Origin of the sequence: Streptomyces sp. NPDC006739, from assembly GCF_042869815.1 — a bacterium.
Classification (GTDB): domain Bacteria; phylum Actinomycetota; class Actinomycetes; order Streptomycetales; family Streptomycetaceae; genus Streptomyces.
Genome location: NZ_JBIAGM010000015.1, coordinates 150,573 through 163,516, shown reverse-complemented (window position 1 = coordinate 163,516; position 12,944 = coordinate 150,573). Strand labels below are relative to the sequence as shown.

The 12,944-nt window shown below is 72.2% G+C and carries 10 protein-coding genes; 6 read left to right on the top strand and 4 right to left on the bottom strand.

Translation table 11 applies throughout. From position 1 onward, the window contains the following. Positions 1–16: 16 nt before the first annotated feature. Entirely contained in the window at positions 17–1,471 is a 1,455-nt protein-coding gene (gene argG / locus ACFYMM_RS28195; RefSeq protein ID WP_388391268.1) for an argininosuccinate synthase, read from the bottom strand. Between the two features lie 460 nt (positions 1,472–1,931). Between argG and ACFYMM_RS28190 the strand changes: the two genes are divergently transcribed. Together ACFYMM_RS28190 and ACFYMM_RS28185 are read left to right on the top strand one after the other, a co-directional pair. Beyond that, positions 1,932–2,789 carry a CAP domain-containing protein gene (locus ACFYMM_RS28190; RefSeq protein WP_388391266.1) on the top strand — a complete coding sequence of 286 codons (858 nt, stop codon included), beginning with the start codon at positions 1,932–1,934 and terminating at the stop codon, positions 2,787–2,789. A gap of 108 nt (positions 2,790–2,897) precedes the next feature. After that, on the top strand, positions 2,898–3,845 hold the full coding sequence (locus ACFYMM_RS28185; RefSeq protein WP_388391443.1) for a D-2-hydroxyacid dehydrogenase family protein: 948 nt from the start codon (positions 2,898–2,900) through the stop codon (positions 3,843–3,845). 37 nt (positions 3,846–3,882) lie between these two features. Here the strand turns inward: ACFYMM_RS28185 and ACFYMM_RS28180 are convergent, their stop codons facing one another. From ACFYMM_RS28180 to ACFYMM_RS28170, 3 genes are all read right to left on the bottom strand, one after another. Beyond that, a complete protein-coding gene (locus ACFYMM_RS28180; protein WP_388391264.1) occupies positions 3,883–4,275 on the bottom strand; it encodes a hypothetical protein in 393 nt (130 codons plus the stop codon). A 104-nt stretch (positions 4,276–4,379) separates the two neighbouring features. Beyond that, positions 4,380–5,462, bottom strand: a complete 1,083-nt coding sequence (locus ACFYMM_RS28175) for a sugar ABC transporter substrate-binding protein (protein WP_388391262.1) — start codon at positions 5,460–5,462, stop codon at positions 4,380–4,382. Continuing rightward, complete coding sequence (locus ACFYMM_RS28170; protein WP_388391260.1) at positions 5,459–7,993, bottom strand: SpoIIE family protein phosphatase; 2,535 nt, start codon at positions 7,991–7,993, stop codon at positions 5,459–5,461. Before ACFYMM_RS28170 ends, ACFYMM_RS28175 begins: the two co-directional genes overlap by 4 nt. 320 nt (positions 7,994–8,313) lie before the next feature. On the opposite strand from ACFYMM_RS28170, the gene ACFYMM_RS28165 reads away from it, so the two are divergent. From ACFYMM_RS28165 to ACFYMM_RS28150, 4 genes are all read left to right on the top strand, one after another. Continuing rightward, the gene (locus ACFYMM_RS28165) at positions 8,314–9,402 is read left to right on the top strand and encodes a sugar ABC transporter substrate-binding protein (protein WP_388391258.1); all 1,089 of its coding nucleotides are present in this window, start codon (positions 8,314–8,316) and stop codon (positions 9,400–9,402) included. 42 nt (positions 9,403–9,444) lie between these two features. Further along, entirely contained in the window at positions 9,445–10,218 is a 774-nt protein-coding gene (locus ACFYMM_RS28160) for an ATP-binding cassette domain-containing protein (protein ID WP_388391257.1), read from the top strand. A 5-nt stretch (positions 10,219–10,223) separates the two neighbouring features. Next, a complete protein-coding gene (locus tag ACFYMM_RS28155) occupies positions 10,224–11,495 on the top strand; it encodes a sugar ABC transporter permease (protein WP_388391255.1) in 1,272 nt (423 codons plus the stop codon). Positions 11,496–11,662: 167 nt separating this feature from the next. Next, complete coding sequence (locus ACFYMM_RS28150; protein WP_388391253.1) at positions 11,663–12,874, top strand: serine hydrolase domain-containing protein; 1,212 nt, start codon at positions 11,663–11,665, stop codon at positions 12,872–12,874. The last annotated feature ends 70 nt before the right edge of the window (positions 12,875–12,944 follow it).

Here is a 12,944-nt window from a genome sequence, read left to right as displayed (position 1 = left end):
TCTGTCCTCGCTCCGGTCAGTCCGTGCCGGACTCCATCGCGGCGCGGTCCAGCAGCTGGTCCTCCTCGGAGACCTCGCCACGGGAGGCGATCGCCTCCGCACCGCCCCGGGGCATCTCCGGCATGGTGCCGATCAGACCGGTCGCGGCCGCCTGGGCGGCGCCCATGGCGGGGCTGCCGGTGCCGATCAGGCCGAGACCGACGTACTGCTCCAGCTTGGCGCGCGAGTCGGCGATGTCGAGGTTGCGCATGGTGAGCTGGCCGATGCGGTCCACCGGGCCGAACGCGGAGTCCTCGGTGCGCTCCATCGACAGCTTGTCCGGGTGGTAGCTGAACGCCGGGCCCGTGGTGTCGAGGATCGAGTAGTCCTCGCCGCGCCGCAGCCGCAGGGTGACCTCGCCGGTGACCGCCGAGCCGACCCAGCGCTGCAGCGACTCGCGGATCATCAGGGCCTGCGGGTCCAGCCAGCGGCCCTCGTACATCAGCCGGCCCAGGCGCCGACCCTCGGTGTGGTACTGCGCGAGGGTGTCCTCGTTGTGGATCGCGTTGACGAGGCGCTCGTAGGCCGCGTGCAGCAGGGCCATGCCGGGGGCCTCGTAGATGCCACGGCTCTTGGCCTCGATGATCCGGTTCTCGATCTGGTCCGACATGCCCAGCCCGTGGCGGCCGCCGATGGCGTTGGCCTCCATCACCAGGTCGACGGCGGAGGCGAACTCCTTGCCGTTGATCTTCACGGGGCGGCCCTGGTCGAAGCCGATCGTCACGTCCTCGGTGGCGACGTCGACGGACGGGTCCCAGAACCGGACGCCCATGATGGGCTCGACGGTCTCGACGCCGGTGTCCAGGTGTTCCAGGGTCTTGGCCTCGTGGGTGGCGCCCCAGATGTTGGCGTCGGTGGAGTACGCCTTCTCCGTGCTGTCCCGGTAGGGCAGGCCGTGGGCGAGCAGCCACTCCGACATTTCCTTGCGGCCGCCCAGCTCGGTCACGAAGTCCGCGTCCAGCCAGGGCTTGTAGATCCGCAGGTGCGGGTTGGCGAGCAGGCCGTAGCGGTAGAACCGCTCGATGTCGTTGCCCTTGAAGGTGGAGCCGTCGCCCCAGATCTGTACGTCGTCCTCCAGCATGGCCCGGACCAGGAGGGTGCCGGTGACGGCGCGGCCGAGCGGCGTCGTGTTGAAGTAGGCACGGCCGCCCGAGCGGATGTGGAACGCCCCGCAGGTGAGCGCGGCCAGGCCCTCCTCCACGAGGGCCGCTCGGCAGTCGACCAGGCGGGCGATCTCGGCGCCGTAGGTCTTCGCACGGCCGGGCACGGAGGCGATGTCGGGCTCGTCGTACTGGCCGATGTCGGCGGTGTAGGTGCACGGGACGGCGCCCTTGTCGCGCATCCACGCGACCGCGACCGAGGTGTCGAGCCCGCCGGAGAAGGCGATGCCGACGCGCTCGCCGGCGGGAAGGGAGGTGAGGACCTTGGACATGGAAAGATTATGCATGATGACGCATGACCATGCAAAGGGGTCTGTCTGCCGAGCCGGTTCCGTGACATGCCTCACACGACTGCGAGGGTTGGGCGTGCCGGTTAGTAGATGCCCCGCTGGCGACAATATGGGATTTGTCCGTCTTGCCGTACGGCCGCTCGGCGTCACGCACGGCGGCCTCACTCCCGCTCGGCAGTCCGCGTCCATCCCCAGGGGTGGAACGGTTTCTGAGGGAGCGACAGCAACCCCGCAGGGCTTCGCAAGCGTGAACAGCACGCTCCCCGCGCCGGGGCAAGGGCCGGTCCAGGCCTACGAAGCGAGGTAGTACGAGGGCCCTTTGCACACCCTGTAAAGGAGTCCTAAGAATGACGACCTCAGGAAGTCTCCGCAGCTCAGGGGCGGAGACCGCACCGAGCCGACCGGGCGGGGGCAGCTCGGCGGCCACCGAGTGAGGTCAGGCATGGGGAACCACCGCAGCAAGCAACCGCACTACCGGCGGATAGTCATCGCCGCCGTCGCCGTGGGCGTGGTGGGGGTGCCGTCCGTCGCCATGGCCTGCGTCGACTGGCGGGACGGCGCGGCCCACCACTCGGCCGCCGGCGCAGACGCCGCCCCTGCGGCGAACCCGACCAAGAGGTCGTGGAACGACCCCGGCTGGTACCGCCACTGGCACTCCGCCTGGGCCGACGAGCCCACCCCGGCACCGACGCCGACCCCGACCGCCACCCCGAAGACCACCGCGCCGGGGCACAGGTCCGCCGCGCCGACCCACAGGGCCACCGCGCCGACGCACCGGACCACCCCACCGCCCCGCACCGTGGCGACCCCCACCCCCGTCCCCACTCCCACCTCCGTGGCTCCGACACCCACGCTCAAGCCCACGCCCAGGCCCACCGTCACCCCGCCGGCGCCGCCCATCCCGACGGCCACGGCCACGGCCTCCGGTGTCGTGGCCCGCGTCCTGCAACTCGTCAACGCCGAACGCGCCAAGGTCGGTTGCCAGGACCTGACCCTGAACGCGGACCTGACCAAGGCGGCACAGGCGCACAGCGACGACATGGCGGCCCACCAGAACATGTCGCACACCGGGTCCGACGGGTCCTCCCCGGGCGACCGGATCACCCGGGCCGGCTACGACTGGAGCACCTACGGCGAGAACGTCGCCTACGGGTACGCCACCCCCGAGCAGGTCATGGCGGCCTGGATGGCCAGCCCCGGGCACAAGGCCAACATCCTCGACTGCGCGTTCAAGGAGATCGGCGTCGGTTTCGCCCAGCCCAACGCCTACTGGACCCAGGACTTCGGGGCCACTCGGTAGACCGGGCCGGCCGCCGGACTGGTTACCATCGACCGACGAAGCGGCCGAGCAGAGGACCTGAAGCGCGTGAGCAGCGACTCCCCAGCCCCCCCTCGCCCGCGGTGCGCCGTGCTCGACGACTACCAGGGCGCCGCGCTCGCCTACGCGGACTGGTCGCCCCTCGCGGGCAGGGTGGACGTACGGGTCGTGCGGGAGCACTTCACGGACCGGGAGAAGCTGGTCGACGCCGTCGCCGACTGCGAGATCGTCGTCGTCATGCGGGAGCGGACACCGTTCGACGCCGACCTGCTGCGTCGTCTGCCGCGCCTGCGGCTGCTCGTCACCACGGGCATGCGCAACGCCTCCATCGACCTCGCGGCAGCCGCTGCCGCCGGGGTGACCGTCTGCGGCACGGCCAGCACCAGCACCGCGCCGATGGAGCTGACCTGGGCGCTGATCCTGGGCCTGGCCCGGCAGTTGACGGTGGAGAGCCGGTCGATGCGGGACGGCGGGCCGTGGCAGTCCACGGTGGGACAGGACCTGCACGGCCGGACGCTGGGACTGCTCGGCCTCGGCAAGATCGGCAGCCGGATGGCGCGCGTCGGCGCGGCCTTCGGGATGGAGGTCGTCGCCTGGAGCGAGCACCTCACCGCCGAACGCGCCGCCGCGGAGGGCGCGCGACTGGCCGGGAGCAAGGAGGACCTGCTAGGGCGCAGCGACTTCGTGTCGGTCCACCTCGTGTTGTCCGAGCGCACGCGCGGTCTGCTCGGCGAGGCGGAGCTGCGGGCCATGAAGCCGAGCGCCTACCTGGTCAACACCTCCCGCGCGGGCATCGTCGACCGGGCCGCGCTGCTGAGCGCGCTGCGCGAGGGCTGGATCGCCGGGGCCGGCCTCGACGTGTTCGACACCGAGCCGCTGCCGGCCGACGACCCCCTGCGCTCGCTGCCGAACGTCCTGGCCACACCCCACCTCGGCTATGTCAGCGAGACGAACTACCGCACCTACTACGGCGAAGCGGTGGAGGACATCACCGCTTTCCTCGCCGGAGAACCGGTCCGCGTACTACGAGCCGGCTGAGACGCGGAAAGCGGCGGCACGGCTTTTGGCGGATCCCTCAGGGGGCCGCCTGTCCGGGGCAGTCGGGGACGTCGGGCAGGCGGTTGCTCGGGTAGTCGACGTAGTAGCTGGCCATCCAGCCGGTCATGGTCTCCGTTCCGATCATCAGCCAGTACGGGTTACCGCCCACGGTCTGGCCGTGGCCCTGGCAGTAGACGTAGAAGTCGGTGCCCGGTTCCACCTGGCCCCGGACGTCCGGGCAGGTCGCGACGGACGGATAGCGTCCGCAGCCGTCGGGGTCGGCGTTGCTGACCCGGACGTTCACATGGGTGGCCCAGGTGCGGTAGTACTGGTTTGCCGCGGCGGCCTGCGGGGCGGCGGCCGCCAGGGTGCCGGCGGCGGTCAGCACGGTGGCGGCCAGTGCCGTGACGGCACGGTGGGATCGGCGCATGGGGGACTCCACGGAGTGGGCGGACCGTGCCGCGCGGCACGGCGGGGGCATCAGGGGGACGGTGTGCGGGCGCGGCCCGTATGAGTGGTCGCCGATCGGGGTCGCTACCGGCCGATCCCGGCCCTGGCGCAGGCCTGACGCAGTGCCGGGGTGCAGATCTGGGCGACGGTGTAGACGCCGTTCTCCACGAGGGTCTGCCTGATGTCACCGGCGGTCACCGGGCGGGGAGTGAGCAGCACCGCGGGGATGTGCCTGGTGGTGGGGCTGTCGATCGTGGTGGTGGCGATGTTCTCGGGGTTCTCGCCACGGCCCAGGGCCACGGCCATGGTGGCCGCCGCGGCGGCCTCCTCCTCGAAGGGTTTGTACACCGTCATGTACTGCTCGCCCTTGAGGATCCGCCGGACGGCGGCGAGTTCGGCGTCCTGGCCGGTGACGGGAGGGATGTGGTTTGCCCCCGCGCTCTTGAACGCGGAGACGACGCCGGCGGCCATGGCGTCGTTGGCCGAGAGGACACCGCCGATCCGGTTCGGGCCCAGGTCCGCGATGGCCGCGGACATGTTGGCGTTGGCGTTCTCGGTGCTCCAGCCGGGGGTGTCGTAGGACCGGGCGATCTTGACCTTGCCGGTGAGGACGGACAGCGCCCCGTCCCGGAACCAGGCCGCGTTGGGGCTGGTGGGGTCGCCGTTCAGCATGACCACGTTCCGGCTGTCCGGCCGGTCGCCCATGGCCTTCAGGAGCGCCTCGCCCTGGAGCCTGCCGACCTGGGCGCCGTCGAAACTGACGAAGCCCGAGACCGGGCCCTCGGCGAGCCGGTCGTAGGCGATGACCGGGACGCCCGCCGTGTGCGCCTCCTGGATGGAGGAGCGCAGCGCCCTGGTGTCGGCGGCGTCGACGATCAGTACCCTGACCCCCTTGGTGATCATGGAGACCAGTTGTTGGCGCTGGCGTACCGCGTCGTTCTCGGCGTTGGCGTACTCCAGGGTGCAGTGGGGGCACAGCTTCTTCAGCCGTTGCCCGATCAGCGGTCGGTCGGACAGCTCCCAGCGGGGCAGCGAGCGGCTCGGCAGCAGCAGGCCGACGGCGAAACTGTCCGTGCTCGCGCCGTCGGTTCCGCCGCAGGCGGCCAGCGGCGCGGCCATGAGTCCCGCGACGAGCGCCGCGATCACGTGCCGGACGCGGGTCCTCATGGCCGGCCCGCCCGGGGGGCCCGTGACGGGCGGGCGGCCGGGGCGGGACCGGGCCGTGGCACGGCGATCTCGCTCCACACCTGTTTGCCGCCGGCCACCGGCACCGTGCCGAAGGCCTCCGACGTGGCCTCGACCAGGAGCAGTCCACGGCCGCCGGTCGCCTCCCAGTCCACGATCACCGGCTTGGCGGGGGCCCGCGGCGACGAGTCGCTGACGCTGACCCGCACCCGGTCGCCGCGGAGCACCAGGTCGAGACGGACCGGCCCCTGGGTGTGCACCAGGGCGTTGGTGACGAGTTCGGAGACGACCAGCAGCACCCCGTCGGCCGCTTCCTCGACCGCCCACCGGCGCAGGGTGCGGGCGGTGAAGCGGCGGGCGTGCATCACGGCGTCGGGCAGCCGCCACACCACCCAGCCGGCCCGTATCGGCCGGGTCTTCATGCCGTCGTAGCGCAACAACAGCAGTGCCACGTCGTCCTCGCGGCGGCCTGCGTCACCGAGCAGTTCGTCGGCCATCCGCCCGGGGTCCGCCGGATCGGCGGCGGCGAGCGCGTCGCGCGTGCGGCGCATGCCCTCGTCCAGGGGCAGGTCCGCGGCCTCGACCAGGCCGTCGGTGACCAGGACGAGCACCGTGCCGGGGGTCAGGGCGACCGCGGTCATGGGGAACTCCGCGTCCGGGGAGATGCCCAGCGGGAGTCCGCCCTCGACCTGCAGTTCCGCCGTGGTGCCGTCGGGATCGCGGACCAGCGGTGCCAGGTGCCCGGCCCGGACGAACAGGACGTTGCCCTCCTCCATGTCCAGTTCGGCATAGCAGCAGGTGGCGAACAGATCGGTCTCCATGCCGACCAGGAGGCGGTTGGCGTGCGAGACGACCACGTCGGGCGGGTGTCCCTCGACCGCGTAGGCGCGGACCGCGGTGCGCATCTGCCCCATGATGGTCGCGGCTCCCGCGCTGTGTCCCTGGACGTCGCCGATGACCAGCGCCACCCGGTCCTCGGAGAGGGCGATGACGTCGTACCAGTCACCGCCCACCTGCAGCCCCCGCCGGGCGGGCAGATAGCGGGCGACGGCGGTGCCGCCGGGCAGTTCGGGCAGGCGCCGGGGCAGCAGGCTGCGCTGCAGCATCGTCGCGAGTTCCTGCTCGGCGTCGTGTGCGTGGGCCCGTCCGAGGGCCTGGCCGACCAGGGCGGCGGTGGCTGTCAGCAGGGACCGTTCCTCGGGGGTGAACTCGTGCGGCTGGTCCCAGCCGATCAGGCACACGCCGGCGTCCTGGCCCTTGCCGGGCAGCGGAAGGACGGCCAGGCCGCCCCCGCCCATTCCGGCGAGCGGCGATTCGAAGGCCGTGCCGGCGGGCCACAGGTCCATGTGTCCGTCCGCCAGGGCCATCTGCAGGGTGGGCAGGTCGGCGAGTGGTGTCTCGGGCCATTCCGAACGCCACTCGGACCGCCACGCCTGGGGCCAGGCGTCGTGCTGCGGGGGATCGAGGACGGTGACCATGAGCCGGTCGTCCTGCACCTCGGCGAGCGCCACCCGGTCGGCGTCCAGCGGCTCGCGCAGCGCGGTGACCGCCACCCGGACGACGTCGGAGACGGTCGCGGCGTCGTCGAGCGCGGCCGTCAGCCACTGGATCCGGGACACGTCGTCGGTGCCGCGGCGCAGCACCGACAGCGCCGTCACCACGCCCAGCACCTGCTCGGTGCGGCCGCCTGCGCCGACGACGGCACAGCAGCTCAGGCTCAGCCAGCGCATCTCGCCCGTGGGGCGGCGCACCCGGAACTCCAGTTCGCGCCGCTCGAACGGCTGGGCGGACGGTTCCAGGACCGACATCAGCGCGTGCATGTCCTCCGGAGCCGCGTGCGCGAGCAGGGTGTCCGCCTTGCCGTCGAAGTCGCCGGGGGCGATGCCGACCAGGTCGAGCAGTGTGTCGTCCGCCTCGACGAGCCCGGTGTCCGGTACCAGGACGAACGAGCCCATCCGCAGGCCGCGCAGGGCGGTGCCCAGCAGCGAGGACGGCGCGGCCCGGCCGGCCGCCGCCTTGAGCAGGCCGGCGACCGCGTCGGCGTAACGCTCCAGGAAGCGTCGTTGCTCGGCCTCGAAACCGTCCTCGGCGGGGCCCGCGACGACCAGGCAGCCGAGCCTCCTGCCCTCCGTCGCGAGGGGCAGCGCACCGAGCGAGCCCTCGGCTCCCGGCGGGGTGAGGCCGTCCTCGGGGCGGGAGACGAGCGCCGTGGGACCGAGCCACAGGGGCCGGCCGGTGCGGAAGGCCTGCGCGGCCGGTGAGCCGCCGGACAGGGGCAGTCGCGCCGGCGGTGTGCGGTCGGCGGTGGCGGGGCCGGCGCTCTCCACCAGCCGGAGCTCCTCGTCGCCCGCGCCCGGCACGTAGACCGCCGCCAGGGCCGCTCCGGCGAACGTCAGGGCCCGGTCGATCGCGGCGGCCAGGGGCGCCGGAGGCGGTGAACCGGTGCGGGCGGCGCCGGCCCCGGAGGCCCACGGCTCCGAGACCGCTGCCGGGGACCGGCCGTCATGAGGCATGTCCGCTGCTACCTCCCGTCCGAGCCGTGGGTGCCGACAGGTTGGGATAGCCGCATTCCCCTACCAGAATCGCATATGCGGACAAACCCGACAGATGCGCTCGATCGCCCTCGGTGGCCGGGGTGCCGCCGGGTTCGCGGATCACCGTGGCCGGTGCCACACTGACGACGTGGCCGCCTGGCTCACGCGGCCTTCACGGTCGCGCCGCGTCACCCCGGCCCGCAGGACCTGACCCGGCCGTCCCGCACACGATCCTCCCTGAGCCGGTCGCGTGAGCGCCCCCTTGGCGACGCAGGGCAAGGACGAGGGAGGTCTGACGCATGGAGGCCTGGACACGGGACGCGGCCCTCGCGCTGACCGCGGTCTCGACGGCCCTCGCTCTCGCGGCCTGCGGTCAGGGCGGGCAGAGCCCCTCCGGCGGCGGGAACGCGCCGGAGATCGGTCTGCTGCTGCCCGACGCCACCACGGCCCGCTGGGAGACACAGGACCGGCCGCTGCTGGAGAAGAAGATCAGGGAGCTCTGCCACGAGTGCACGGTCGAGCACGCCAACGCCAAGGGTGACGTGGCCGTCCAGCAGGAGCAGATGGACTCGTTGATCACCAAACGGGTCAGCGCCATCGTGCTCGTGGCCGTGGACGCCCGCTCACTGGGTACCGCGGTCAGGAAGGCGGACAACGCCCACATCCCGGTCATCGCCTACGACCGCCTCGCCGAGGGGCCCATCTCGGGCTACGTCTCCTTCGACGGCCAGGAGGTCGGCCGGCTGCAGGGCACGGCCCTGCTGCAGGCGATGGGCACCAGGGGACACACACCCCAGATCGTCATGATGAACGGCGACCCCAGCGACCCCAACGCGGTGGCGTTCAAGCAGGGCGCGCTGTCCGTGCTGAGCGGGAAGGTGAGGATCGGCGAGTCCTACGACACCCTGCAGTGGCGGGCGGAGACCGCCAACACGAACATGTCCGGCGCCATCTCCGCCCTCGGCGTCGACCACATCGACGGGGTGTACGCCGCCAACGACGGCCTCGCCGCCGGCAGCATCGCCGCCCTCAAGGCGAACAAGGTCCACCCGCTGCCCCCGGTGACGGGGCAGGACGCGGAACTCGCGGCCGTACGGCGGATCATCGCCGGTGATCAGTACATGACCGTGTACAAGTCCTTCAAGCCCGAAGCCTCGGCGGGCGGCGCCATGGCGGTGGCCGCGGCCCGTGGCCAGAGCCTCGCCCGGTTCGCCACGGGCAAGGTGACACCCCGCGACGGAAGGACGGTTCCGGCCGTCCTGCTGACCCCGGTGTCGGTGACCGCCGCCAACGTCGAGGACACCCTGGTGAAGGAAGGTGTCTACACCACCCGGCAGATCTGCACCCCGCAGCTCGGGGACGCCTGCAGGAAGGCCGGGCTGACCTGACAGGCCGGTCCCGCCCTCGGGGCCCGGAAGGAGACAGTTGCCGTGCCGACTCCTCCCCTGCTGGCGCTGCACGGCGTGTGCAAGCGCTACGGAATCGTCGAGGTCCTCAAGGACATCGAGCTGGAGCTCCACGCCGGCCAGGTGGTCGCCCTGCTGGGCGACAACGGGGCCGGCAAGTCCACCCTGATCAAAGTGATCTCCGGGGTCTCCCCGGCGGACCGTGGCGTCATCGAGTGGGAGGGCCGTACCGTCCACATCAGGCGCCCGCACGACGCCCGGGACCTGGGCATCGCCACCGTCTACCAGGACCTCGCGCTGTGCGGGAACCTCGACGTCGTCGGCAACCTGTTCCTCGGCCGGGAGATCCGCAGGTTCGGGTTCCTGGACGAGGTGGAGATGGAGCGCCGCACCAGGCAGCTGCTCGGACGGCTGACCAGGAACATCCCGGATCTGCGGGGCCCGGTCGTCTCACTGTCCAGCGGTCAGCGCCAGACGGTCGCCATCGCCCGCTCGCTCCTCGGCGACCCACGGGTGGTCCTGCTGGACGAGCCGACCGCCGCGCTGGGCTTCGAACAGACCGCCGAGGTCCTGGACCTCGTCGACGAACTGCGCGACCGCGGTCTGGCCGTGCTGCTCATCAGCCACAACATGGGCGATGTCAAGGCGCTCGCGGACCGGGCCGCCGTACTGCGGCTCGGCCGCAACAACGGCTTCTTCGACGTGAACACCACGTCCCACGAACAGATCATCTCCTCCATCACCGGCGCCACGCAGAACGCCCCTCGCCGGATGGCACACCGCGAGCAGGGCTGGTGAAAGGGATGCGCGACATGGCGGACAACACCCGGACCGAACCGGACACCACCCCCGCCCGGTCCCGCCGGCCCCACCGGGGAAGGGCGGCCGCCCGTACCGTGGAGGGCTGGCTCGGCGCCTTCCGGCACCGGCTCAGCGCCGGGGAACTGGGCTCGCTGCCCGTCGTCCTGGTGCTCGCCACGGTCTGGATCATCTTCCAGTCCCTCAACGACAACTTCCTCTCGCCCCGGAACCTGTCCAACCTCAGCGTGGACATCGTGGGCACCGGCCTGATCGCGGTCGGCATCGTCTTCGTACTGCTCCTCGGTGAGCTGGACCTGTCGGTCGGCTCGATCAGCGGCCTCGCGGCGGCGGTCTTCGCCGTGCTGAACGTGAACGACGGAATGCCGGAATGGCTCGCCCTCGTCCTCGCCGTGCTCACCGGCACCGTGACCGGGGCCATGCAGGGGTTCTCCTTCGCCAGGACCCGTGTGCCCGCCTTCGTCGTCACCCTCGCCGGACTGCTCACCTGGAACGGCCTCATGCTCTACATCCTCGGGGACAGCGGCACCGTCAATCTCGACGAGAACGGGCTCGTCGCCAACCTGACCAGCTACTACTTCACCGACGACGCCGCCGCCTACGGCCTCGCCGCCCTCGCCACGGGCATGGTCTTCCTCGTGTCCTACCTGGGCACGAGGCGCCGCAGGGCGGTCGGCATGCCGTACCGCTCACCGCGGGAGATCGCGGTCCGCACGGGAGTGCTCGCGGTGGTCGCGTTCGCCGCCGCGTATCTGCTCAACCGGTTCCAGGGGCTGCCGCTGGCCCTCCTGATCTTCCTCGTGGTGGTGGCCGGCCTCGACGTCGTGCTGCGCCGCACGCACTACGGGCGGCAGGTCTACGCCCTGGGCGGCGGTGTCGAGGCCGCCCGCCGCGCCAGCCTCAGCGTCACCCGGGTCCAGACGGCGGTGCTCGCGGTCTCGGGCACCATGGCCGCGATCGGCGGGCTGTTCCTGGCCTCCCGCATCACCTCGGTGAGCCAGACCTCGGGCTCGGGCGTGCTGCTGCTCAACGCCATCGCGGCGGCGGTCATCGGCGGCACCAGCCTCTTCGGCGGACGCGGTACGACCTGGTCGGCGGTGCTCGGCATGCTGGTCATCCAGTCGATCGCCTCGGGCATGGCGCTCACGGACACCCCCACCGCCGTCCAGTTCGTGATCACGGGCGGGGTCCTCTTCGCCGCCGTGGTCATCGACTCGCTGTCCCGGCGCTCCCAGGAGGCGCACGGGAGGGCCTGACCTCGTCCGGTCGAGCGCCCGGCCGTCCGACGCGAGCCGCCGTGCGCGCGCACGTCTTCACGGATCGCCCAGCGGCGGCGCCCGGAACGCGCGAGGATCTCCGCTGGAGACGGATCACCGCCGGAGAGGGGGCAAGCCCTTTCTCCGCTGTCCAGAGGAGGGTCAGGATGACTGGTGGGAGCGCGCGGCTCGCGCGGGGGCACGTGGACGCCGGCTACGAAGGGGTGCGTGACGCCTTCCTCCAGGTGGTGGGATCCCAGCCCCTGCCGTGCGGACAGCAGCTGGCGGTCTACCGGGACGGCCGGCGGGTGGTGGACCTGTGGGCCGGGCAGGGGGTGCGCGCGGACACGCTCACCGGCGTCTTCTCCGTGAGCAAGGGCGCGGCACACCTCGTCGTGGCACTGCTCGTCCAGGACGGCGTACTCGAACTCGACCGGCCGGTGGCGTCGTACTGGCCCGAGTTCGGGCAGGCCGGGAAGTCCGCGATCACGTTACGACAGCTGCTGTCACACCAGGCCGGCGTCGTCGGCGTGGAGGAGCAGTTCACGATCGACGAGCTGGCCGACGACAGCCTGCTCGCCGCACGCCTCGCGGCGCAGGCCCCGTACTGGGAACCCGGCACCGCCTTCGGCTACCACGGGCTGGTGATCGCCGCCCTGACCGGGGAGGTCGTGCGCAGCGCCACCGGGCGGACCCTGCGGGACTGGTGGGAGCGGCGGGTGCGCCGCCCGCACGGGCTCGACTTCTATCTCGGGCTGCCCGAGCCGCTGGAAGCCCGGTATCTGCCGGTCCAGCCGGCGCCTCCGGAGCCCGGACCGGCCGGCGACGCCCCGGAACCCGGGAAGCTGCTCGCCATCGCCTTCAGCACCCGGCACATGCCGGACCTGTCCGTCTTCCCCAACTTCCGGCGCACCCGGGCCCTCGGCCAGGGATCGGCGGGCGGGGTGGCCTCCGCGCGCGGCGCGGCCGGTGCGTACGCGGCGGTCGTCAGCGGACTCGACGGGACACCGCCACTGCTCACCCCGGACACGATGGCGGAGTTCGCCCGGCCGCACTCGGCGGGCCTCGACCTGGTCGGCGAGGTCGAGAGCGGCTTCGCCCTGGGGTTCCAGACCTTCGACGGCCGCTATCCGCCGCTCGGCCCCGACGCGTTCGGCCACGCGGGGGCGGCCGGAGCCCTCGCCTTCGCCAGCCCGGCCCACGGCCTCGCCTACGCGTACGTCCGCAGCCGGTTCTCGGTGCAGGGAGCCGCGGACCAGGAGAACGGCCTGCTGATCGAGAAGGTGATGGAAGCGGTGACGGAAACGACCGGTGACCGAACCGGTGTGAAGGCGGACGGCGTGACGGGAGACGGTGTGAAGGAAAGCCGAGTGGGCTGAACGCGCGTAGGGGGGCGCCCGTATGGCCTGTCGTACGTCTGTCCGCCGGCGCGGGCGGAACCACGCGGAT